This window comes from Bdellovibrio sp. HM001 (assembly GCF_055397275.1).
On the sequence record NZ_AP029174.1, the window covers coordinates 1,300,114 to 1,322,818 of the forward strand.

Here is a 22,705-nt window from a genome sequence, read left to right on the forward strand (position 1 = left end):
TTGATGTGTTTGTAAGACTAAAAACCGTCTGTTGTTCCAACCTTTGCACGGTCGTCTTCATCAAACGGAATCATGTCCTGGGAATCATTGCGGGGCGGGGAGGTCTTCATCGGGACCACATTGCTTTTTTTAGCAGTGGGTCTAGTGAGGGATGAGGCTGTTCGGACCGCTTTGGGTGGAGTCTCTGGAAGAGCTTCAAGTATTGTCGAGCCGGTGCCCAGGATGACGGCGTTGAGTTCTACCGTCAGGTTTTGATTTGTTGTTGCCAGGCTGTTGATCTCGCCACTGGTGGCGGCGATTTCTTCAGCGGAAGCCGCGTTGCTTTGAGCCGCTTGATCCAGCTGGTTCATGGCTTTACTGATCTGCTGAATACCGGTGGTTTGTTCCGAGCTGGCGGCGGCGATTTCGTTGTTCAGGTCAGACACTTTCTTGATGGAATTCACAATATTCGTCAAAACGGTGCCGCTCTTATCAGCGATCTCACTGCCAGCATCTATCTGAGAAACCGAGTCCTTGATCAAAGAGGAGATGTCTTTGGCCGACGCGGCACTTCGTTGCGCCAATGAGCGAACAGCCTCAGCCACCACGGCAAAACCTTTACCCTGTTCGCCAGCGCGTGCAGCTTCCACCGCCGCATTCAAGGCCAGAAGATTGGTCTGGAAGGCAATGTCGTCAATCACAGAGATGATTTCTTCGATCTTTTTGGATGACTGGGAAATTTCCGTCATGGACAAAATCAAAGATTGAATTTCTTTTTCCCCTTGTTCGGCTGAATCGCGGGAAGACGCAGACAGAGCCGCGGCCTGTTTGGCATTGTCAGAGTTCATCTGAACCATCGAAGTCATTTCCTCAAGGGCTGCCACGGTTTCCTCTAAGGAAGCGGCAGCCTCTGTAGAGGAGTGTGACAGGGCATTGCCAGCCTCGTTGAGCTGTTCAACAGCGGCCGCCACTTGTCCTCCGGCCTGTGAAAGGCGCGAAGCAATGGAGCTGACGGATGAAGAAATTCTTGCGGCGATCCAGAGCAAAATACCGAAAATCGCAAACGTGGAGGCCAGGGTCACCAGCATTGTCATTGTGTTAATGCGGGAAGCGGCCGCAACGGCGTCTTTTGCGTCAGTAGCTGCGGCTTCGTTGTAATAGGCCACGGAGGTTGCACTCATCTTGTGCATGATCGTGCCGAGTTCCCACAGACGCCCATCCATTTGGGCCTGCGCTTTTTCAAAGGCCTCGGGCGTGCCTTGACTGACCAGTTCGATATTTGCGTTAAGCAGCTTCAGGTACTCATCGCGCACCGCCTTGGCCGGTTCAAAGACTTTCTCCATTTCTGGAGTGAATGGGGTAGAGGCATAATCCTCAAAAGCCTTCTTGTATTGCTCAACTGCTTCGCGGGCAATCTTCAGGCGCTCTTCTCTTTTTTCCGCTGTCTTCATGCTCATGGCGGCAAAAAGCTGATAGCCGTAGGAATTGCGGGCTTGGCGTTGTTCTGCCAAGGACTGTAGATTTGGAATGATGTTGGAGTGCGAGTTCTTCAGATAGGATTCGAATTCCTTCATCCCTGTGTGTGAGATGTAAAAGACGATTCCAAATCCAACAACCGGAAGCACCGCTGCTACTAACAGTTTACCTTTGATCCCTGTGAACCAGGAACTGATCCCCGTGTGATTCATGTGGCCCCTATGATTTTTAAATTGGTTAGGTTGCTTAATAAATACCAGCAGCATTTCGGTGCATATACTAGTGGGGTGGAGTCTAGATTATACGCAGGTGTGTAATGATTGGGGATCGAAGTCGGGTAAAAAGAAATGGGACCCTTCAGTTAAGAAGGAGTCCCTGGGTGGAATCAAAATGAACTCACGAATTTATTTTACTTCTGCCAAAGAGTTGTAACTGTCGCTGATCTTTTGCTGTCTTTCAACTTCTTTGCCCCAGCGCTTCACTTCGCCCTGATAGCCACGCTGTTTGGCTTTCCATTCGTTTTCTTCGCTGGCCAAGCTGCGCAGTTTTTGGTTTACCTGTTCGTTTTGTTCTTTCAGAGTACTTTGACGAGAGCTCCAGATTTTCTTTTCCTCACCGAGCTGATTCAGTTGCAGTTGATAGTCGCTGATGTTGAGTTCGCGTTTTTTCTGGTTCTCTTTGATTTTGGCAATCATAGCTTCCAGCTCTTGAATCTTCTGGTTTTCCTGATTCATTTTGTTTTGCTCATCCGCGATCAGGGCCTGGATTTCTTTCTCCTGGCCATTGACGCGGCTGATGGCCTGGTTGTTTTCTTCGGCTTGTTGCAAAACTTGCTTTTGCTGGCTTTCGACCTGGGCCTTGGCTTTACCCACTTCGGCCAGGTTGGAATCCACCGTTTTCAGATTCTTCTCATACTCCTGCAAATTGGCTTTGGAGTTGTTCAAATTTCCTTTGATTTTTTCCAGGCCTTCTTTGGCGGAGTTTTGTGCCGCCGCAGTTGTTGCCAGGCTCATCAATAGGCTAAAAGTTGTCAGTGCTTGAGTGAATTTCATCTTGAAAGTCCCTTTCTTATTGTTCAGACAAACCGGCTACATTGCCATCTTGAGCGCACACATTTTTCAGAGAGGAGCGGTAGTGACCCACCTCATCCTCCCAGATTTCGCCTTTGAATTTCCAGTTCAAACTCTTTTCCTTTTGAACCTTTAATTCAGGGCGTTCCTTTTCGTTGATTTCACCGCCGGCCATCTGATAGCGGATGTGTTCACCCGCGCCGGAGTAAAGCTCATACTGAAGGACATCGTTCTGATCCAGTACCTTGTCCAGACCCGCCAGCATTTCGCCAAAACGGTTGTGAAGAGCCTGGGAAGCCTGGGCACGCAGAACAGTTTTTTCCTTTTCGATGCGGGCCAAACCGGTCGCACGAAGATTTTTGATCGACGTGCGGGCTTTCTTTGCGATGTGATACTGGATGCGGTAGCTTAACAGTTTTTGCTCGGCCTTTTGAATTCTTGCAATGTCACTGTCAGAGGGGCTTTGGCCTTTAAGACCTTTTTTGGCCTCTGCAAGCTCTTTGTTGGCTTCGTTCTGACGGGCGATCAGATCGCGTTCTTTTTTGATCAAAGTCAAAGCGATGCGGTTGAACTTAACTATTTCATCTTCATAGGCGTTGATCTGCTTTTGCACGCTCATGTAAGCCGGATGACGGGCCAGCTCAACAATAAAGGATCGTGGCAGACCGTCGACTTCTTTCAGGTCTGAATTCTTGATCCAGCTTTTCACGGTTTCATAGTATGCTGAAGAGTCCTTGTGAGACGCCTTGTAGTCCTCTAGCTTTTTCTTCCACGGAGAGTACTTCTTTTTCATCTCGTTGAGAACCTGGACACCGTCACCGTATTGACACAGATTCAAATAACCTACAGTACGAACCACATAGGATTCCGGAGAGAAGGCATTTTTAAAGAAGTCCGTGTGCAGGGAGAACATATTCCCTGCGGCACCTTCGTAGTCTTCACCCAGAATCTGGGTCCACGCACTTTCCACCATGGCTTGCAACCACAGGGGGTTGGATTTATCCACTTTCAGGTAGGATTGGAAGGCTTCCTTGTACTGGCTTTTCTGGAATTGCATGCGGGCCAGGGTTAGTGCGCCCACGGAGCGCAGCTGAGATGTTTTGTCGTTCTCGGTTGCGGCCATCAGTTTATCCAGATAGATTGTGGCTTCTTCGACTTTGCCCTGACGATAGTTAAAGAGGGCGTTGAGCAGCAGAGCCTCAGGATAGCGCGGTGATTTTTCCCCGATAAAGATCAAAGCATCTTCCATCAGACCCAATTGGCCTTTGTCTGAATAGTACTTTGCGCGCGTGATCTGATAGTCGTCATTCTTGGTGACGTCCATGTCGTACTTGATGATCAAAGGATCAATCAAGGCGATATCAGAGGTCTCCAGAACGTTGATGTGCTGAACCAGGGCTTCTGTGGCTTTTTGCTGCCATTCCTTGGATTTGGTTTCCTGAGCCACCTGGATCATATACTGGCGGAATTCGGAGTTTAAACCCAGGCCCTTGGCAGTCATGGCGTAGTGGTACAAGGCTTCGATACGATGCTTCGGGTCCTCAATCAATTCAGAGAACAGACCCATGGCCAGTTCGTAGTTCTTCTGGATTTCCAGAAAGATCAACGCTTGCAAAAGTTTGTAGTCATTAGGCTGCAGGTCCTCAAGCTGGGTCAGTTGGACCAGAGGTTCCTGGGTGACGGGATCCATCACAGGATTCAGAACTTTGACGTCCGGAATCTTTTTGAAGGCGTCCGCGCTGGTCAGATTCCTTGCTGGCGCCACCACATCAGTGTAAGGCTTCAGAACAAAGTTGATAACAGGCGGGGATTCGCGGCGGCGGGTTTCTTTCAGTGCCACTTCGCGAGAGGCGGGCAGACGAAGCGGTGTCAGATCAGCCGCTTCGACCTGGCGTTCTTCCCCGACGTTAAGCAAAGGAATGTTTTTAACTTTGAAGACTTCCGTTTTGCCTTTGACGACACGCTTTTGATAGACATCAAAGGTTGGGACCAGACTGGATTTTACCTTCAGACTGGGGTCCGCAGAACGGCCGCTTTTTTTGACTTTTAGGGCAGGATCAGCAAAAGCTGAACTGCCCAGGAAAGAAAGTGCAATTAAAATACTTAGTGACTTACTCATAAATCCCCCCACCCTGGAGAAAATTAGTGCCAGTACGTGATACCAATCATCAGTGATGTATCGTTGATTGTTTCAGATCCCAGATCGCGAGCACCGCCACTTGTCGTTGTTGTTCCGCCACCCGGTAAGTTGATGGTCGAATTGGGCGCATAAAACTTCATTTTATCCTGGCTGGACCAGGTGTTGATCAGATCCGCACGTATCGCGAAGTGTTCAGAGAAGAAGATCTGCTGGAACACTCCCAGCTTATAGGCGAATGTGTTCTTGCTGACATTGCCTTCTTTCTGTGTGATCTCGTAGTCCAAGGTTCCTGCCCCAACGGAAATCCCCATGTCGAAGTAGATGATGGCCTTGTCGACCACGCTCATTTTGGCATAGAAGGGGACCCAGATACCCGAAACGAAATAAGAGGACTTAAAGATGTTATGGTCGGGCATAACACCGTAAGTGTTGACGAACTGACCTACGGCATCGTTGTCCTTCATACTGGCGGAGTTGTAGCTCGCCTCCAGACCCCAGCGTTCATTGAAGAAATACCCCAGACTTGCGCTGGCAATAGTTCCCGTGCTGTAGGGGTCGTTAAAAGGAATGCCGGCGGCTCCGGTTAAATAGAAGCGCTCGGCTTTGACGTAGCGGCGATTTTGCACGACGCTAAAGTCATCGTCTTTGGCTGCCCAGTATTTTTGCTCCAGTTTTTTGATGTCCAGCTTGTCGCTACCGCGTTGATCAGCTTTGCTGTCGGCCGCTTGTTGTGCGAATGCCTGAGATGCCGTCAAGATGAACATTACAATGGTCTTCTTCAACATGATAATTTACCCCCGCCTTAGTTTGTACTCTTGAATAAGAATGGATAAGTCACAAGCACGCGTGTTCCCCCCTGTGGAGCAGGAAACTTCCACGCGGCAACCCTATTCAATATACATCCCTCAACGGTTGCGTTCTTAAGTGTTGTGTCACCAATCAGTTGTTGTTCCACCTTTCCAGATGGTCCGATGGTGAATTTAACTGCGACCTTACCGAACAAGTCCGGCTTGGCACTCAGTTGTCTTTCGTAGCAATAAAGGATCTGACCCAGCTGGGACTTGATGTATTGAGCGATGATCTCGCGATCCAAACCGCCAATAATTTCACTTTCCTCTTCGATCAGACCGACACCACCAGATCCGGTGCCGCCAGCCGCCAAGCCACCCATGCTGGAGGCGCTTCCGCCACCACCACGACCAACAGTGGAAACCCCACCGCCAGATCCGGTGCCTTCACGACCCCAGTCGCGACCTGAGCGTTCCATGCTGCCAACGGCTGCCAAAGCACGTCCGGAAGCACCGCTACCGGCTTTAACACCATTGGCGATGACCACGTTACCGCTTTTTGCAGCCTGCGCGGAAACCTTTCCGATCAGTTGTGAAATACGGCCGCCAGAGATCGACTTCATCATCTGAGAAACCTTACTGCCGCCACCTGTAGGCATTTGTGCCTGCTTTTGACCGGCAGCTGCAGGAGCCTCTTTCACAACCACTTTTTGAGCAGGTGCGGATTCAGCTTTCTTACGCTTGGGTTTGATTTCAGTTTTTACAATAACTTTTTGTGCTGCCTTCGGTGGTGTTGCCACCACTTCAAGTTCCTGACTTTTTGGCGAGAAGATGCCAATTGTCACCAGAAGAAGAGCGGCACCAAGAACGACAAACACACCTTTTTTCGAGTCTTCATCGACCAGTTGATCTGTTGAAAGGCGAGCCATGCGGGCAGCGTCTTCCAGAGAGACTGTTCTTTGTTTGACCTCAAGGTCACCCACCATCTGCTTATGCCATTCCTGGGAAGGGACGCAAGTCACCGTAGTCGGTGTCAAAGCAGACAGAGGTTTGAACTTCTTATTCATCGGCAGAATTTTGGTTTCAAGCACCTGATCGTTTTGTTTGACGATGTAGAGCTGGAACTGTTTGCCGGCTTCACGTTGCTCGCGACCTGCCTGTTCCAGGCGCAGATAAAGATCTGCTTCCTTGGTCACCGGCGTGAAGTTCAGCACGCAGTCGCCAAGAGTCAGGGACTTTTCCTCGTCCAGACGCAAAGCAGGGGAGTTCTTGCCGGAAGCGCTGGAGTTCATATCGAGATCGACATACCACCAGGCACCATCACGGAATTCAAACATGCCCTGGATGCCCTTGGAGTCCGGAGCGATGGAAATAACATCGGCCAGACGGGAGGACCCGAAGGTATGTGCTTTATTGTTGGATCTTAACTTCCAGGTTTTTGCAGTCCCATCTTTCAGGGATTGACGTACAATCAACGTGAGCATGTGACACCTCATGAAATCTAATTATTTAGATAGAGAGCTGATTCGCGGATACGGCCATCCATATCTTTTTGCACATCGTAAAGAGGCATGAATTTGATACCTCTTTTTTGTACTAGATAGGCGCCGTCAGGGTTGCGAATCGTCCCCTTAAGGTTCATGTCACCGAAATTGACTTCCTGGACTTTACGGACTGTTCTTTGTTTGGCAAAGCCAGTCGATGTTCCCAGAAGAATGAAAGCGACCATCGCTGTGATGATAGTTTTCACTTGTACCCTCCATACTACAAGTCTCCCGAGATAACGTGCTGACCGACTTTGTTTTGATTTTTCAAATACTGTATCTTCTTACCCAACCAGTCGCGCATTTCCAATTGCTGACTGGCTTTAAGTGCCTTTTCGTAGGAATCCAGCGCAAGCGTTGGACTGCCTTTGTAAGTCTCGAACAAGTGAGCCTGCTGCAAGAGGAAGTCGACATTGTCTTTCTTGCGACTAAGAAGGTCTTTCACCACACTCAGCGCTTTCTCGACTTCACCCTTCTGAGCGTATGCTTCACTCATCACGGTTCCTACATTCAAAGTATACAATTGTTCTTTCGGCATTGCAGAGAAATTTTCAAGGGCTTTCGTAAAATCTCCCTCTGAGAAAGCCTTCACTGCAGCGAAAGTTTTCATTTCCGTCGAAGCCATTTGCATGTCTAAAACTTTATCGAAAAATGGCATCGCGGAATTCATACCGTCTTCCTTGTAAAGCAGACGGGCTTTTTGATAGACGTAAGGCGATGCTTCGGGTTGCGTCTTCAAAGCGGCTTCCACCATCCACAAAGCTTTGTCATTGAAACCCCGAGCTTCGGAACCAACGCTGGCATAGAACAGACCCAGGGCGCGCGAGTCTTTGTTTTTGGCAAGCTCAAGACCCAGTTTTTCAACCATTTCGTACTGTCTAGAATAATAACAATTTCCCGCAACTTCAGTGACGTTGAGATTGGCCAGTTGCCCAGTCATGATTGCGCTTTTGTTGCAGGCTTTCGGTGTGCGGGTCTCAAAGCGAGACACCTTGCCGATCGTCATGTCTGTCGATTCCGGCAGGAAAACCGCCATTTTGTCAGGCGCAGGGTACTGCACTTGCGGTGGCACCGTCTGATCCACGCGAATGGCGGCAAAGCTGCGTTCACTGGAAGATGTTTGTCCTTTGGAGGCCGCCAGAACTTTCAACTTCGCTTCATTGTCATTCTTCTTGTCCTGAATCGGAGTCGTCAGTTTTGCGATTTCAGCGCGCAGGGCTTCCTGATCCTGTGGAGTCAAAGACGCTGGCAGCGGCATTGTTGTCAGGCTGTCGATGAAGTTCGCATAACAGCGGTCAATGCCGCGCATGGCTTCAAGTTGCTGGAACGGATCCTTCGACATTTTCAAAGTGGTGTAGTAAGCCGTGTGAGCTTTGTCGAGCTTTTCGGTCTTCATTGCCAGAACCAGAGCGAATTTTTCTTCGCGAGCCTTGACACTTTGGCTGACCAGCTCTTTTTCCAGAATGCGTGCCTGGATCAGGCGGGCCTCCGCGCGAATTTCCGGAGCCACATTGCGTCCGTTGGCTTTCATCGCCAGATCAAAGGCGGCGGTGCTCTTGCCGGAATCCAAAAGTGATTTCGCGCGATCAATCATGATCTGGGTTGTGAAAGGCTCTATGCCTTTAGCCAGAATCTGATTCTGCAGTTTCTCAAGTTCAGCCGAGCGTGGTTCGTTCTTATAGGAATCCAGCAGCTTGCCATAGACTCTCTCCAGAGTTTTGTTGTCAGCCCCGGCTAGAATTCCGTGGTACGCAGCTCGTGCCTCCTTGTTTTTCTTTTCCAATAGGTAGATATCGGCTGCAAGCTCCAGGTGGGCGTTGCGGCCCTTCTTGTCCAGATCGGCAACTTTGACCAGCGTTTCAGCTGATTTTGAAATTTGGCCGACGTCGGCATAAGCTTTGGCCGCTTCTTTTAAGGCATCCAGATTACGTTTGTCGTCTGGGTACTTCTGCACAAACTTAAGGGACAGTTCTGCTGCCTCAAAGACTTTTCCTTCGGTGTATTGCAAGCTTAAAGCCTGCCACAAAGCATCCTGGGAAAGTTTTGAGCCTTCGTGTTCTTTGGCGAACGCAATCAACTTGTCAGAAGCTTGATTCTTGTCGCCGGTTTTGGCGAATTCCTGAATCTCTGTGAAGTGAGCCTCTTCCATGATTTTGTTCATGTTCTTCTTGCGGCTTTCGTCAGAGCTGGAGGACAGAACCTTTTTGGAGAAGGCCTTAATTCCCGCATAGTCTTTGCGGATGTTCAGGATATCCAGGATCAAGTCCTCGGACTTGCGTTTGATGTCAGCGTTTTCACTGCCTTTCAAAGAAGCCAGCGGAGTCAGCCACTTTTCAGCCTCTGGATAGTTGGACTCTTCATAGGCGATATGGCCCATTTTAAATTTGACCAAAGTGGCGAATTTGCCATTGGCATGTTTGGCCAGGTAGTTGGCAGCCAGCTCTTTGCGTTCAGCTTCCTTGAGAGCATCTTTTTTCTTTTCGATGCTTTTCTCTTTGGAATAAAGAGCGGCATAGTTGGCGTCATGGCGCAGCGGTTCCTCGGAAGACTTGTCGCCAACCATTTTGTATTGGGTGCTGGCTTCGTCAAATTTCTCCAGTTGGAACAGCAGTTCCGCGTAAGCAAAGCGGGTTTTGAGATCCGGTTTGGCGGGATCTTCATTTTCAAGAATCAGTTTGAACAAGCGCTGGGTCAGGTCTGAGAACGCGACATTTTGTTTGTTCTTCAGCCAGATTTCCCACCATTTTTTTGCCATGTCCAGACTGGTGCGACGGAAGCCTTCCACGCAAGAGGCTTCTACGACTTCCACTTTCTGCAGCCCTCTCCAGGCTGAGTCCGTTTTACAAAGATCACTGGCATATTGAAGATGGTCGATCACCTTATCACGTTTTTTTAAAGTTTCATTGGCATCCACCAGGAACAGGTGAGAACGCACCACATCCGGACCGGAAGAGCGTTTGTCGATATATTCTTCCAGGAAGATGTTCATCTCTTTTTGACGGCTGTGGGACTCATAGAGTTTAGCCAGATCAATCATGGACTGACCCAGCTCATCTTCCGTGGCGATGTCTTCAAAGAAAGAATAAAGTTTGTTGGCAGGGTAGGTGTCGCCAATAAAGATGGTCAGATCGCGCATGGCCTCGCGGCGCAAGTTGTGACGGTTGGTAGGAACCTCGCCCTCTTGCAGAGGAGGGTTGGTTTTTACGACCTGAACCAGTTTTTTGATACCGTTTTCACTGTCGCGCATATTGTAATAAGCCCAGGCGGCTTTATACATGCCGTAGGAATAAACACGGCTGTTTGGGAATTTTTCCACGCGCAGGAAATGTTCCAGAGCCTGTTCGAACTTGCCCTGATCATACAGCAACTCACCGACGGCCAAAGTACCGTCGGGAATCAGAGGGGACTTGGGGAATTGAGTCAAAAGTTTGTGATATAAAATTTCTGAAACTTTAAACTGACCAATCTGCTGATTGGCAAAAGCATTGTTGAAAAAGACCGCATCCATCTGTTTGAACTTCGGGAATTCCATTTCAATTTTTGTATATATCTTGATGGCGCGTTTGATCGCCTCAGCCCCACGTTCGTTGGGGACTGGAAACGGCGAAAGCTTCATCAGAGGTGTGTTCTGATGAAGGTCAAAGAAACGTCCGGACTTGGAGCGTCTCATGTAAAGCTCTGCTAATCGGTACCACAGATCGGCTTCGTTGGCAGCGCCCTTGTTCTTTTTGATAATTGTTTGCAGGGACTCAATAGCTCTGTTTTCAGAGCGAGTGATCATGATCTCGCTGCTGAAGGCCTTTTTTTCATTTTCGCTTTCGCTGCTGTTGTCCATGCGAACTTCAGGTAAAAGCCCTTTGGCATTTTTATCAGCCGCGAAGCAGTATAATGAAAACAGATGAAATGCAAGAAGCAGAACTACTGTGCGAATCATAAACTTATTCTCCGACCATGGTAACAAGTTTCAACTGAGGAAAGCCTGCCATGGATGCCGTATACATGACTTTTCTCAGAGTGGCGTAAGGAAGATCCTTGTCCGCCTGCAGAAGGATTCGTCCTTCTTTTACGTGGGCCTTGTCTTTTTGATCCTCAGACTTCGCAATTCTGTCCAGTTCCTGGAACAGGGGCTTGATGAAGTTGGTGTCCTTGTCCTCAAGATCCTGAGGCAGGAAATCCGCATTTTTGACATCGGCTATTTTGGTTTCATCCATTTTCAAAGCAGAGCCACTCAGGGAAAGCTTGATGGCTTCTGTGGCGTTGGTCATTGATGCAGATGAAGGCAGGCGAATCTCTTTATCCGGATTCAGCTGCACTTCGGATGTTGAGTAGCTCTGCAGCAGGAACACCAGCATGATGGTGAACATGTCGGTCATGGATGTGATATTCAAGCCAAATGTGGAGTTCTTTTTTGTTGCGGGTTGGTATCTACGACGACGTGACATGTGTTAGCCCTCCATGGTGTTCGCAAAGACAATCTCTGGGAACATATAGTTTGTTTCCACGTTCTTGCCTTGTTTGGTGTCAAAGACCGGGAACTTGGTTTTGGCGTCGCGGGCCTGGCGGGCCTCATCCATGATTTTTACAATGACATCGTAAGGCACCTTGCCGTCGGGACTGAGTTCAATTTTGAAGACTTCAGGATGTGCTTTCTTGATGTCGACCAGTTTGTTGTGCAGCCCCTGTAGATCATAGGCACCATCTTTCATGGCGATGGTTTCTACTTTCTCCTGGCCTTTTTCCGTTACGACTATGCGAATGGCTTGGGGATCGACTTCCAACGCCACGTTTGTGGGTGTTTTCTGGTCTTCCTGGCGCTGAATGGCTTCGCTGACAACCTGAGGAAGTTCAGTTTCAATCACCATCATCTGCACAAAGGCAGAAGAAACCAGAAGGACCGGTACCAACTTAACCATCACGGCCAGCAGCGGAGCCAAATCCAGTTCGAACTCGCTGTTATGATCTACTTTAATCTTGCGTGCGCGTCTCATGTTTTATCCCATCCTTAGTTAAATAAGGTCCACCACTTCGGGAAAGGTCTCTGTTAAGAGACCTTTTGACCTGGAGACGGAGGAGTCACTGTCGGAGCCGTAATGTGATCAGGGAACACATTCTGGCGAGTCAGGTTCGGGATATGCGCGCTGGTCAGAAGTTCTGTCAGTTTGGATGTCTTTTCGGAGATTTCTTCAATCAACTGATTCTGACGGGCTGTCAGGAACGAGAAGAACACCATTGCGGGGATCGCCACGGCCAGACCCAATGCTGTTGTATACATGGATACGGAGATACCGTGGGCCAGCAAAGCCTGTTTTTGTGCGGGATCGGCAGTTGCCACCGCTTGGAACGACAGGATCAGACCGTGGATCGTACCCAGAAGACCCATCAATGTTGCCACGTTGGCAAGCATGGAAAGGTAGTGCAGGCGCTTGGTGTACAAAGGCACATTTTCACTCAGGGCGATATCGTGAGCCTGGAAGATGGTATCATCATCACGGTCGGCTTTTTCCAAAATGGTTTTGAAGGCGGAAGCAAGGGGCTTCTTTTCAAGTTGTGCACAAAGCAAAAGGGCCTCGTCCAGCTTCTTGGCCAAAACCAGGTTTTGCACTTTGCCCATGAACTCATCGACGTTCATGCCGTAGTCTTTGTAAAGAGCTTTAGCTCGCTCGGCGACAAGGACCAATGAACCGATCCCCACGAGCAGGATGCACCAACCGACGAAGCCGGAATCATTCATGAAGTTTAAGAATGCCATTTGTTTCCTCCTTGGAAACGCCACCGCGTGTCCATTTAGTTAGTTGAGCCATACCGATTTCTTGCACTGAGAGGAAACGAACAGCGTAATGCAAACCGGATTTTACGTTGAGTCTTTGCTTTGAGTAGTTCTTGCGAATTACTTCACAAAGCGCGTTGAAGGTCTGAGGGTTTTCCTCAGATGTTCTAAAGTTGAGTAAGATCTTTTGACCGGGCAGAAGCAGGGGGTCGTTCAGCAGAACCAGGGCCCCGTTTTCACTCACACTCAAAGTGTGGCCGTCAAAGAAGTTGTGATCATTGTGGGCGTAGACCGGGATGACCAGATCCACGCGCGGGCATTTGCGGTCTTTGAAGGAACCTGCCAAATGGTCTTTGGTTTCGATCAGTCTGCACAGGCGGTCTTTGGAAAACTCCTGAAGATCGCCCAGCAGGGTCCAATTTTCCAGATGTGATGCCCAGACATAGTTGTAGTCATAGAGCTCGCCATTCTGGATCATCGTGATCAGTGATCTGTACTCGTAGGGACCGTATTTCATTTCCCCACGCAGTATATACCACTGTTGCTGATTAGTTGCTGTTTGTACCCCACCCATTACAACATCCTTTTACAGTTTGATCGACTTAGGATAGAAGTCGATTGTGATGTTAGCATCCGCTGCCGGCACCGAACTTCCGTGGAAGGTGATGGTCAGATTGGATGCATCGTAAGTCCATCCGTTGACTGGATCATTAGGCACAGAAACTCCGTTGACTGTGATTGTGATCGTGTCTTCTTGCGGCTCACGATTCAGTTTAAAGACGCTGGAAAGCTGGATGATGGAGTCAGAGATGAGTTCCAGAGATTGGCCGAAGTTTGAACACAGGGAGGCCTTTACGCCACCGGTCAGGTTGGCCATCTCGATAAGACGGTTGGCGATCTTGCGCTCTGTGAAGGTGTTGTTCAGGGATGTTTTGCAGGCATCATCGAGAATGGCGATTGTGTTCACGGAGTAGTTGCGGCTACCCACATACTGGTCCATGAAGTCCACATAGCTTTGCACCGTGTGAAGGTTTGGATTGGAATAGCTCTCGCTGAACTGGGCAGAAGAGGAAGAGAAGTCTTCTTCATCTGTTACCACGATCACGGCCAGGAAGGCCTCGGGACGGCGGAAGCCCAGGGTGTTGTTGTGCGCATCCAGCAGCGTTTCCTTGATGCTGGAAAGGGCGCGTTCGTCTCCGTTGCCATTGATGCCCTGCTTGGCATTGATGGCGAAGACATCAGACAGGTTTGGAGTGTTCTTGTCCATTACGAACACGCCAGAGTGATTGGTGCCCGCACCGTCCTTGATGCGTGCAAGAGTTGAAGTGGAATCGAATTGTTTTCTCCAGGCCTCGGTTGTTGTGACGGCCATGTGGAAGTCATAGTTGTAGGTCTGGAAGCGACTGATGAAAGAGGCGAAGTTTTGAGTCAGGTTGTCTTGGGAAGTTGCCATGGAGCCGGAGTTGTCGATAACCCAAAGGATGTCGATCTGCTTGGGGATGAAGACGGCCTGCTGTTTGTAGTCAGCGCCATCATCCAGCAGGGAGTAGGAACCTGTGCCTTTACTGCATCCTGCAATTAGTGCCACAGCTGAAGCCATCATTGCTGCTTTGCTTGCCACTGTTTTTCTCATACGGTTATGCCCTCCTGAGCCCCACCACGCTACTTGATGGATTCAGTTTCGTTTAAAAGGACACAAAACTGAAATTTGCGATAACTGTGTGATTTTGTTTTTTTATTTTTAAGTGGTCTCAGTGTGAGACATGCTAAGTGTTTGAAAACAAAGGAAGTTATATAATCAATCACTTTCAAAAAAAAATTCTTGTGTCGAACCTCTCAACACTTTGTGAGGCTTTGGGGCCCGCTGTAGGTCCTAACTACGCGTCGAAATTAGAAGATCCCACAAACTGCCAAACTTCTATCCATCTCTAACCCCACCTCTTTTGGGGGACCCTCGCCCCAGAGGCTACGACCATGTCCACAGCACGCCCTCATGTCCGGCACAGCGCCATCGCACATCGCGCTTCATAATCGATTCGACGACCATCAACCCTTGCTCAGCATTCCTCTCAACATACTTCTTCACTATCTGGAACCCTCGCCCCCAAGTGGCGACACGAGTAAAAGGCAGCAGATCCCACATGCCCGCTGCTTTAAAGATCATCTTTGAAATAGTCCCGGTCAATGCGCTGATGAAGCTGACGTAGGCTTGGCGATCCGGCACCCGGATGACGATATGAATATGATTGCCGACGTTGGCAAAGCTATAAAGTCGTACATGAAACCTGAAAACAAATCGGCGCGTGTACTTCAGCAGCATTCTTCGATTCTTTGGATGTAGCAGGGACCTTCGCCCGAATGCTTTGTTGCTCTTTAAAACCAGGTGAATGGGAGAATTCGTGCAGAGTGGTCTTTGTGATTTTCTTTTTCCGCGGGACAGTTCCCCGCCGTACGAAGTGCCATCGAAGTCATGATAGTTGTGTCGGTAGGACTTTCTTTTTGCCATGGATGCTCCTTTTTTGTTTTGGAGCAAGTCATCAGCAAATAGAGGGCGAGGGTCCCCGGGGAAAGGATGGGGGACGCAGTTCGCTTCCGTTTCCGAAGTCCGGAAGGATTACTTCTTTTTCAATAGAGATTTGGCTTTTTGCCAGTAGGCTTCTTTTTCCTCGAGGGCGAGGGTGCTGAAGTCTTTGTTGTCGGAGTGGGCGAGTTCGACCATTTTTGTGAAGCGTTCCTCGAAGCGCAGGTTGGCTTTGCGCAGGACTTGTTCTGGATCCAACTCCAGATGACGTCCTAGTTGTGCCAGGGAAAACAGAGCATCGCCCAATTCATGTTCGATCTCGGCATCCGAACCCTCATCTAGGGCTTCGTGCAGTTCGTTGTATTCTTCGTCTACCTTGGTCATGACCTCTTCCACCGAGCTCCAGTCAAACTCCAGTTTCTCGGTGCGTTTGCCGATTTTGTAGGCTCTTTGCAGGGCGGGCAAGGGTGGTACGTTCAGGGAGTAGGGCGCAGGTGCGGCAGACGAGGCCTTCTCCTGTTTCTTGATCTCTTCCCAATTGCGGATGACGTCTTGGGTGCCGGCGACCTTGGTGTCAGAAAAAACGTGCGGGTGTCGGCGGACAAGTTTCTGCGAAATCTCCGCGATCACATCTTCCAGAGTAAAAGCTCCACGTTCGGCGGCAAGTTGAGTGTGGAGAACCACTTGGAAGAGGACATCTCCGAGTTCTTCTTTGATTTTTTGGTCCTTGTCTGGGCCGGGGCGAGGGTCCTCGAGGGCTTCGACGAGTTCGTGGGTTTCCTCGATTGCGTATTGAGTCAATGTTTCGTGGGTTTGTTCCTTATCCCAAGGGCATCCTTCCGGTCCGCGCAGATGAGCAACGATCTCGACTAAGGACTCAATATGACGTAAGTTGGATGGTGCTTGTGGCATGGGGACCCCTCGACTTTCTGATGGAATCTCTTTATTGCTAGCACAAATGCATAGTGATTTCGACAATTTTCGCATTTTGGAGTAACGTAGAAAAACCAGATATGCAACGAGGTAAGAACCAGAAAAAGGGCGAAAGCCCAGCCACGCGTGTGAACTACGAGGATCACAGTCTTAAGTTTTTAGACTGGGTTGATTCCATCGGATTGGAGAAAACTTTCTTCGGCCGCATCGTGCAGCTGATGGAAGAAAGATTCTTCATTCGCCGGGCCGCTTTGATCTTTTTGTACTGTGTTCTGTTGTCTTACACCATCTTCTATCAGTTCGATATTCCTTACAATTTTACTGTCGGTGATGTGGCTAAATTTGACGTGGTCTCGCCGATGGGCTTTGAAATGACCGATGAGGTCACCACCGAGGAGAAACGCCTTAAGGCCGAGTACTCCGTGCCCATCGTGTATGATTACGACACCAGCGTGTTTGAGCGGGTTTCAGTTAATCTGATTCACTCTTTCCGCACGATGCGGGCCTATTATCGCGAAAACAAGTGGCCGACAGCACCAGCGCAGTATCGGGCGGCAGTGAAAGACTTCTTCCAGCACAAAAAGCAGTTCGAAAAAGAACTGGGTGTGGGGGTTTCTGACTTCATGTTTGAGTGGCTGATTGATCTGAAGTTCAGTCCGCGCATCGAAGCCATCGTGATCCGAAACCTGGAAAACTGGTATGACCGTAAGGTGGCAGAAGCGCCGGATCGATTTATCCCAGCCAGCCAGTCCGCGGTCCTCGGTCGGGTTGTTCATAAAAACAACCTGGGTAAAGAGTTCTCTATTCCGCGCGAGGAAATCCTGGATCTTCAGTCGCCGGAAAACTTTGAGTTGGATCTGAAAAAGGATCTGAATCGTTTCTCAGAAAGTGATCAGGCCAATATTCTGTATTTCGCAAGATCCCTGGTCGTGCCAAACATGACCCTGAATAAGCAGGAAACGGCCAGTCGTCGTCAGGCCGCCCGCGATGCGGTGATTCCGGTGACGATCACTATCAAAAAGAATCAAAATATCATTGCTCAAGGCTCTGTCGTGCAGCCATTCCAGATGGCGGTGATCAAGCAGATCGAAAACATCCGCGCGGATAAGCGCAAGGACATCATGTCCCTGGCGATGGCGCTGATGCTTTCAGTGGCGATCTTGGTATTCTTCTCTTACCTGAAGCGCTTCACCATCAATAAAGTTAAAATCGAATTCAAAGACGTGTCTGTGATGATGTTGATTGCCTTTGGCATCATCTTCTTCACCAAGATCTATTTGTTCATCACGGATGCTGCATTTGCCTCGAAGCTGGGGCACTTTCTGCCGCCGTCGATCTTCTTGTTCGCGGCTCCAGTGGCTGCCGGTCCGATGCTGGTGGGGCTGTTGATCACTTATGGCGAGATCGTGTGGCTCTTCACAGCCTTCCTTTCAGTCTGCCTGGGGATCATGGTCGACTATAACTTCAGCTTCATGTTCGTCAGTCTGGTGGGGGGCATTGCCGCGGCTCGGGGAGTGTATAACTGCAAGACCCGAAATGACGTTTACTTTGCCGGTGTGCGCACGGGGCTGGTCAACGCTGCCATGATCGCCTTCATCCTGACCATGACCAAGTTTGATCAAGAGGGTGGGGTGAAAGAGATTCTTTTGTCCATCCCAGCGGGCTTTATTGGTGGTATCTTCTCGGCCCTGGTGGCGATGATGTTTGTTCCTTTGTTGGAATCCGTTTTCAACTACACCACCGATGTGAAGCTTTTGGAGCTCAGCAACCTGAATCATCCACTGCTGAAAGAAATGATCGTCAAGGCTCCGGGAACCTATCATCACTCGATGATGGTGGGATCCATGGTGGAGGCGGCGGCTGAAGAGATCGGAGCAAATCCGCTGTTGGGTAAGGTGATGTGCTACTATCACGATATCGGGAAGATGGAGCATGCCAACTACTTCATCGAAAACCAGAAGCCCGGCCACAATCCACATGATCATATTTCGCCATTTATGAGCAAGACGCTGCTCATTGCTCACGTCAAAGACGGCGTGGAAATGGGGATGGCTTATAAACTTGGTAAACCCATCATTGATGGGGTTTTGCAGCACCACGGAACGACGTTGATTTCTTATTTCTACAACAAGGCCCTGGATCTGAAGAAAGAGGACGATCCGGAAATCAGCGATCAGGACTTCCGTTATCCGGGTCCGAAGCCGCAGTTCCGGGAAGCGGCTCTTTGTATGCTGGCTGACAGCATTGAAGCAGCGGCGCGCTCGTTGGATGAACCCACTCCGACTCGCTTGCAGAATATCGTTAAAAACATCACACAAAGAAAATTCTCTGACGGCCAGTTGGATGAATGTAATCTGACACTGAAGGATATTTCCAAAGTGGAGGCCGCATTTATTCGCATTCTGCTAGGGATCTATCACCAGCGCATCGACTATCCACGCAGTGCGGGCGGTGGTCTGGGTGACGTTGCTCAAACCACTCCCTCTCAAGGTTGATCATGGAAGTTCTGATTGTTAACGAGTCTAAACACGCAGCTCCGCGCAAGTTCATTCTGAATTGGATGGAGCTTCTGACAGCAGAACTGAAGAAACGAAAGGTTTTGCGGGCTGATCAGGCACGTCGCGAGCTGACTATGGTGTTCTTGGATAAAAAACCGGCGCAAAAGATCAATAAAGAGTTCCGGGGCAAGGACTACGCTACGGACGTTCTGAGTTTTGATTCGATGGACCCATCCTCCTTAGGGGAGCTGGTTTTGTGTCCTGAAGTCTTAAAACGCCAGGCCGTTGAACATGGGCTGACCTATCAACAGGAGCTGGGGTACATGTTGTTACACGGAGTTCTTCACTTGTTGGGCTACGATCATGAAACCAATGAAAAAGACGCTCGTGAAATGTTCAGCATCCAGGATGCGGCGTTCGAGGTCCTTTTGAAAAAAATCTCAGCCCTTTAGGGGCTCATCTCCTTTTAAAATTGCTATAAAACCCAAAAAACACTCGGAAGGGCGAAAAGAGTCCTTCTGCGGCAACTGTTTTGTCGAAGCTTTGGGCAATTGGGGCGAGGGTGCCGGGGTGTGTGGGGGTATATTGCAAATGGTCGAGGGCTGTGGGGGTGGCATCGAGTTTGTAATAGGGGTCTGTGTCGTCCCTGACTTCCGCCTTCGAGAGATATCCCCTCCCTTCTCTCGAAGGCGTTTTTCTTGACAGGCTGGGCTTGGTGATTACACTGGGCCTATGTCTATCGTTACTGAAGCCTCTGAAATTAAAAGCAAAATCGTCTCTCTCGAAGCCTTCTCCAAGGAGCTTCGGGGGTATCTTTGACTTAGATCGCAAGAAAAAGCGCCTGGAGGAAATCTCCATTCAGGCCGAGAATCCCGCACTGTGGGAAAAACCTGCTGAAATGCAAAAACTCAACAAAGAAAAGACCCTACTTGAAAGAGCGGTGGGGGAATTCGACGCATTCGCAGGTCGATTGAGTGATGCCAAAGTTCTGCTGGAAATGGCAGAAGAGGCTCAGGATGAAGGCAGTTTCACTGAGGCTAAAACAGAAGTGATAGCTCTTGAAAAGCTGGGGCAGGATCTGGAGTTGAAGCGAGTTTTGAATGGCGAGTTGGACAGCAACAGTGCCTATTTGTCGATCAACTCCGGTGCCGGCGGGACAGAGTCCTGTGACTGGGCCTCTATGCTGCTGCGTATGTACACGCGTTACGCCGACAAACATGGATTCAAAGTTCAGGTGATTGAGATGACCGAGGGCGAGGGTGCCGGGATCAAGTCCTGCACACTTTTGATTGAAGGCCCTTATGCCTATGGCTACCTGAAGGCGGAATCCGGGGTTCATCGTCTGGTGCGTATTTCTCCGTTTGATTCAAATGCTCGCCGCCATACGTCTTTTGCCTCTGTCTTTGCTTGGGCTGAGGTGGACGACGATATCAATATCGAGGTTCGCCCCGAAGATTTGAAAGTCGATACCTTCCGCGCCAGCGGAGCCGGTGGACAGCACGTCAATAGAACGGATTCGGCCGTACGCATGACTCACATTCCTTCGGGTGTGATTGTGACCTGTCAGGTAGAGCGCTCACAGATTCAGAACCGTGAAAAGGCTTTGAAGATGTTGAAAGCCCGCTTGTACGAGATGGAGATTGAAAAGCGCAACGCCGAAAAGGATGCAATGAACTCTCAGAAGAAAGCCAACGAATGGGGTTCGCAGATTCGTTCTTATGTGATGCATCCTTATCAGATGGTGAAGGACCATCGCACGGACTTTGAAACCAATCAGGTGGATGATGTCATGGATGGTGACCTGGATGGCTTTATCATGGCCTATCTGAAGTCCACGCTGCAGGCAGAAGGCCAGCCTTCGTGAAGTCCTCACTTCCCTGGATTGCTGCACGATTGCTTTTTTCCCGCCAGACTTTGTTTGGTGGATCAGCTCCGTTAGCCCTTTTGGGGTTGGTGCTCGGGGTGGCCGCTCTGGTGGCCTCAATGGCGGTGATGAGCGGGTTTGAAAACACGCTGAAAACGGCGATGGCCGAGGTGTCTGGTCATATCCAGGTGGTGAAGCGTTCGCGTTTTCCGGATGACTGGAAAGAACTGGAAGAGCGCATCCGCAAGGCCGAACCCACGCTGGTCAGCTCCTCTCGCTTTGTCTTTATCGAAGCCGTGCTTGCACACAAAGGACAGATTTCCGGTGTCCTGATTCAGGGTGTGGATACCGATCGAGTGGGGCAGGTCTTGAATTTCAAACGCCGTATCATGTCGGGATCAGACAATCTTTCCGAGCCCAGTGAAATCCCTTTGGCTCTTTTAGGTAAAAATCTGGCGCAAAAAATGGATTTAAAAGTCGGCGATACCTTCCGGGTGGTCGTCCCCGTCGCGGACTCGGTGGATCCGTCCAAGTTTCAGCGCCGGGTAGGGGCCTTTAAAATCCAAGGTATTCTGGATCTGGGAAAACATGACTGGAATGAGCGGTTTATTCTGGCAGATTTGAATGCGACGCAAGCCTTGGCTGACATCGGGGATCGGTATTCTGGATTGATTCTGCGTATGGAAGATGTGGATCATGCTCGAGATGCGGCGTTTAATTTAAGTGCGACGCTCGGGTCTCCTTACTGGGTGCGGGACTGGCGTGATTCCAATGAAAACCTTTTTGAAGCCATCAATGTCGAACGTCCGGGTATCTTCTTTGTCGTTCTGGTGATCACTATTGTGGCGGCGTTCAATGTGTCAGCAACTCTTTCCATGAATGTGCTTCGTCGTTACAAGGACATTGCGATTCTGAAGACAGTGGGGCTGTCGCAAAAAGACATCCAGAAAATTTTCATCTTCCAAGGTCTTTTCATGGGCACTGTGGGCCTGATTCTGGGCTTCTTGGTTGGGGTGGGGATTGCTTACTTGTTTGAATGGCTGCAAAGCAGTCTGAATCTGATTTCGGGTGAAGTGTATCGTCTGGAAAACATTAAACTGCAAATTCGTTTTATCGACAGCATCGCCATTTGCGTTGCGACACTGCTGGTATGTTTGATCGCAACCATTGCGCCAGCTCGTCGTGGGGCAAAGTTGGATCCGGTGGAGGGCCTTCGAAGTGAGTGATGAAAATATTCTTCTGCGCGCCATTGATATTCATAAGTCCTACGCTCAAGGTGTGGGAGAGCTGGAAATTCTGCGCGGTGTAAGTTTGGATATTCGCCAAGGGGAAGCGTTTGCAATTCTGGGCGCTTCCGGCGCCGGGAAAAGCACCTTGTTGCAAATCATGGGCACCCTGGATCGTCCGAATAAGGGCGAGCTGTACTGTGAAGGTCGTGACCTGCTGGCGATGAATGATGAGGAGCTGTCCCGCTTCCGCAATGCCGAGATGGGTTTTGTTTTTCAGTCCCATCATCTTCTGACGGAATTTACGGCATTGGAGAATGTGATGATTCCTTGCCGTGTCGGCGGTGAGTCCATCAAAGTTGCGCGTGAAAAAGCTTTGCAGCTTCTAGAGTTTATGGGGTTGGCCGATCGCCGCGATCACCACCCGAATCAACTTTCGGGGGGCGAACTTCAACGTGTGGCCATTGCTCGTGCCTTGGTGCGGCATCCGAAGATCCTGTTTGCGGATGAGCCGACAGGGAACTTGGATTCGCATACCAGCGCGAAGATCCAGGAGTTGTTCTTCCGCTTAAAGGAAGAAATGAAGCTCGCACTGGTCATTGTGACGCATGACCTGACATTTGCGACACGATTCCCCAAAGTCTATCGAATGAAAGACGGCCAATGGCAATCCTAAGCCTGAGGGTCGATAAGGCCCCAGCTGACTGCGTTGTGCTGCGGGCTCCTGCCCTTGCCCTTTGGGCTGACGCGCAAGAATAGCCTCCTGCTATTCTTGTCGTGCGCTCTCCTCGCTCCGACGTGCATTGAGCACGCCTCCGCTGCGGGGAGCTTCTCCGCCTTGCATCTGGAGCCTTCTCGCCACTCAGGGTTTTTGCTCGAGTCTTTTTTTAAGGACTGCA

General features: G+C 49.8%; 19 protein-coding genes. 5 read left to right on the top strand and 14 right to left on the bottom strand.

Annotated elements, in window-relative coordinates; all coding sequences use genetic code 11:
• Positions 1-17 precede the first annotated feature (17 nt).
• The 14 genes from ACZ5ZZ_RS06300 to mazG form a co-directional block, all read right to left on the bottom strand.
• Positions 18-1,667 carry a methyl-accepting chemotaxis protein gene (locus ACZ5ZZ_RS06300; protein WP_464141798.1) on the bottom strand — a complete coding sequence of 550 codons (1,650 nt, stop codon included), beginning with the start codon at positions 1,665-1,667 and terminating at the stop codon, positions 18-20.
• Between the two features lie 192 nt (positions 1,668-1,859).
• On the bottom strand, positions 1,860-2,507 hold the full coding sequence (locus tag ACZ5ZZ_RS06305) for a hypothetical protein (protein ID WP_464134438.1): 648 nt from the start codon (positions 2,505-2,507) through the stop codon (positions 1,860-1,862).
• 16 nt (positions 2,508-2,523) lie between these two features.
• Positions 2,524-4,644 carry a tetratricopeptide repeat protein gene (locus ACZ5ZZ_RS06310; protein ID WP_464141801.1) on the bottom strand — a complete coding sequence of 707 codons (2,121 nt, stop codon included), beginning with the start codon at positions 4,642-4,644 and terminating at the stop codon, positions 2,524-2,526.
• A gap of 23 nt (positions 4,645-4,667) precedes the next feature.
• A complete protein-coding gene (locus ACZ5ZZ_RS06315) occupies positions 4,668-5,450 on the bottom strand; it encodes an outer membrane beta-barrel domain-containing protein (RefSeq protein WP_464134442.1) in 783 nt (260 codons plus the stop codon).
• Between the two features lie 17 nt (positions 5,451-5,467).
• Complete coding sequence (locus tag ACZ5ZZ_RS06320) at positions 5,468-6,937, bottom strand: AgmX/PglI C-terminal domain-containing protein (protein WP_464117360.1); 1,470 nt, start codon at positions 6,935-6,937, stop codon at positions 5,468-5,470.
• A gap of 17 nt (positions 6,938-6,954) precedes the next feature.
• A complete protein-coding gene (locus ACZ5ZZ_RS06325) occupies positions 6,955-7,203 on the bottom strand; it encodes a hypothetical protein (protein WP_464117359.1) in 249 nt (82 codons plus the stop codon).
• Between the two features lie 14 nt (positions 7,204-7,217).
• Positions 7,218-10,931 carry a tetratricopeptide repeat protein gene (locus ACZ5ZZ_RS06330; RefSeq protein WP_464141803.1) on the bottom strand — a complete coding sequence of 1,238 codons (3,714 nt, stop codon included), beginning with the start codon at positions 10,929-10,931 and terminating at the stop codon, positions 7,218-7,220.
• 4 nt (positions 10,932-10,935) lie between these two features.
• Positions 10,936-11,439, bottom strand: coding sequence for an ExbD/TolR family protein (locus ACZ5ZZ_RS06335; protein ID WP_464141805.1), 504 nt, complete (start codon positions 11,437-11,439; stop codon positions 10,936-10,938).
• A gap of 3 nt (positions 11,440-11,442) precedes the next feature.
• Positions 11,443-11,985, bottom strand: coding sequence for an ExbD/TolR family protein (locus ACZ5ZZ_RS06340; RefSeq protein ID WP_464117356.1), 543 nt, complete (start codon positions 11,983-11,985; stop codon positions 11,443-11,445).
• Positions 11,986-12,038: 53 nt separating this feature from the next.
• Complete coding sequence (locus tag ACZ5ZZ_RS06345) at positions 12,039-12,746, bottom strand: MotA/TolQ/ExbB proton channel family protein (RefSeq protein WP_464117354.1); 708 nt, start codon at positions 12,744-12,746, stop codon at positions 12,039-12,041.
• The gene (locus tag ACZ5ZZ_RS06350) at positions 12,721-13,338 is read right to left on the bottom strand and encodes a PilZ domain-containing protein (protein ID WP_464141807.1); all 618 of its coding nucleotides are present in this window, start codon (positions 13,336-13,338) and stop codon (positions 12,721-12,723) included. The genes ACZ5ZZ_RS06345 and ACZ5ZZ_RS06350 overlap by 26 nt, the downstream gene beginning before the upstream one ends.
• A gap of 12 nt (positions 13,339-13,350) precedes the next feature.
• Complete coding sequence (locus tag ACZ5ZZ_RS06355) at positions 13,351-14,397, bottom strand: hypothetical protein (RefSeq protein ID WP_464117352.1); 1,047 nt, start codon at positions 14,395-14,397, stop codon at positions 13,351-13,353.
• Between the two features lie 333 nt (positions 14,398-14,730).
• Positions 14,731-15,270: a transposase gene (locus tag ACZ5ZZ_RS06360; protein ID WP_464141809.1), complete on the bottom strand. Its 540-nt coding sequence runs from the start codon at positions 15,268-15,270 to the stop codon at positions 14,731-14,733.
• A gap of 108 nt (positions 15,271-15,378) precedes the next feature.
• Positions 15,379-16,197: a nucleoside triphosphate pyrophosphohydrolase gene (gene mazG, locus ACZ5ZZ_RS06365; protein WP_464117350.1), complete on the bottom strand. Its 819-nt coding sequence runs from the start codon at positions 16,195-16,197 to the stop codon at positions 15,379-15,381.
• A 101-nt stretch (positions 16,198-16,298) separates the two neighbouring features.
• On the opposite strand from mazG, the gene ACZ5ZZ_RS06370 reads away from it, so the two are divergent.
• The 5 genes from ACZ5ZZ_RS06370 to ACZ5ZZ_RS06390 all read left to right on the top strand — a co-directional run bounded on the left by ACZ5ZZ_RS06370 (position 16,299) and on the right by ACZ5ZZ_RS06390 (position 22,482).
• On the top strand, positions 16,299-18,713 hold the full coding sequence (locus ACZ5ZZ_RS06370; protein WP_464117349.1) for an HD family phosphohydrolase: 2,415 nt from the start codon (positions 16,299-16,301) through the stop codon (positions 18,711-18,713).
• 2 nt (positions 18,714-18,715) lie between these two features.
• Positions 18,716-19,168 (top strand): rRNA maturation RNase YbeY, encoded by a 453-nt coding sequence (gene ybeY / locus ACZ5ZZ_RS06375; RefSeq protein WP_464117348.1) that lies wholly within the window; start codon positions 18,716-18,718, stop codon positions 19,166-19,168.
• A gap of 280 nt (positions 19,169-19,448) precedes the next feature.
• Positions 19,449-20,580, top strand: a protein-coding gene (gene prfB / locus ACZ5ZZ_RS06380; protein ID WP_464117347.1) for a peptide chain release factor 2 whose coding sequence is annotated in 2 segments (ribosomal slippage) — positions 19,449-19,529 and positions 19,531-20,580 — 1,131 coding nt in all. Because the reading frame shifts where the segments join, the coding sequence is not laid out codon by codon here.
• Positions 20,577-21,806, top strand: coding sequence for an FtsX-like permease family protein (locus ACZ5ZZ_RS06385; RefSeq protein WP_464141812.1), 1,230 nt, complete (start codon positions 20,577-20,579; stop codon positions 21,804-21,806). Before prfB ends, ACZ5ZZ_RS06385 begins: the two co-directional genes overlap by 4 nt.
• Positions 21,799-22,482 carry an ABC transporter ATP-binding protein gene (locus ACZ5ZZ_RS06390; RefSeq protein WP_464117345.1) on the top strand — a complete coding sequence of 228 codons (684 nt, stop codon included), beginning with the start codon at positions 21,799-21,801 and terminating at the stop codon, positions 22,480-22,482. The genes ACZ5ZZ_RS06385 and ACZ5ZZ_RS06390 overlap by 8 nt, the downstream gene beginning before the upstream one ends.
• Positions 22,483-22,705 lie beyond the last annotated feature (223 nt).

Coding starts and splice junctions, on each gene's coding strand:
- ACZ5ZZ_RS06300 (WP_464141798.1), bottom strand. CDS start 1,667: ATGAATCACACGGGGATCAGTTCCTGGTTCACAGGGATCAAAGGTAAA.
- ACZ5ZZ_RS06305 (WP_464134438.1), bottom strand. CDS start 2,507: ATGAAATTCACTCAAGCACTGACAACTTTTAGCCTATTGATGAGCCTG.
- ACZ5ZZ_RS06310 (WP_464141801.1), bottom strand. CDS start 4,644: ATGAGTAAGTCACTAAGTATTTTAATTGCACTTTCTTTCCTGGGCAGT.
- ACZ5ZZ_RS06315 (WP_464134442.1), bottom strand. CDS start 5,450: ATGTTGAAGAAGACCATTGTAATGTTCATCTTGACGGCATCTCAGGCA.
- ACZ5ZZ_RS06320 (WP_464117360.1), bottom strand. CDS start 6,937: ATGCTCACGTTGATTGTACGTCAATCCCTGAAAGATGGGACTGCAAAA.
- ACZ5ZZ_RS06330 (WP_464141803.1), bottom strand. CDS start 10,931: ATGATTCGCACAGTAGTTCTGCTTCTTGCATTTCATCTGTTTTCATTA.
- ACZ5ZZ_RS06335 (WP_464141805.1), bottom strand. CDS start 11,439: ATGTCACGTCGTCGTAGATACCAACCCGCAACAAAAAAGAACTCCACA.
- ACZ5ZZ_RS06340 (WP_464117356.1), bottom strand. CDS start 11,985: ATGAGACGCGCACGCAAGATTAAAGTAGATCATAACAGCGAGTTCGAA.
- ACZ5ZZ_RS06345 (WP_464117354.1), bottom strand. CDS start 12,746: ATGGCATTCTTAAACTTCATGAATGATTCCGGCTTCGTCGGTTGGTGC.
- ACZ5ZZ_RS06350 (WP_464141807.1), bottom strand. CDS start 13,338: ATGGGTGGGGTACAAACAGCAACTAATCAGCAACAGTGGTATATACTG.
- ACZ5ZZ_RS06355 (WP_464117352.1), bottom strand. CDS start 14,397: ATGAGAAAAACAGTGGCAAGCAAAGCAGCAATGATGGCTTCAGCTGTG.
- ACZ5ZZ_RS06360 (WP_464141809.1), bottom strand. CDS start 15,270: ATGGCAAAAAGAAAGTCCTACCGACACAACTATCATGACTTCGATGGC.
- mazG (WP_464117350.1), bottom strand. CDS start 16,197: ATGCCACAAGCACCATCCAACTTACGTCATATTGAGTCCTTAGTCGAG.
- ACZ5ZZ_RS06370 (WP_464117349.1), top strand. CDS start 16,299: ATGCAACGAGGTAAGAACCAGAAAAAGGGCGAAAGCCCAGCCACGCGT.
- ybeY (WP_464117348.1), top strand. CDS start 18,716: ATGGAAGTTCTGATTGTTAACGAGTCTAAACACGCAGCTCCGCGCAAG.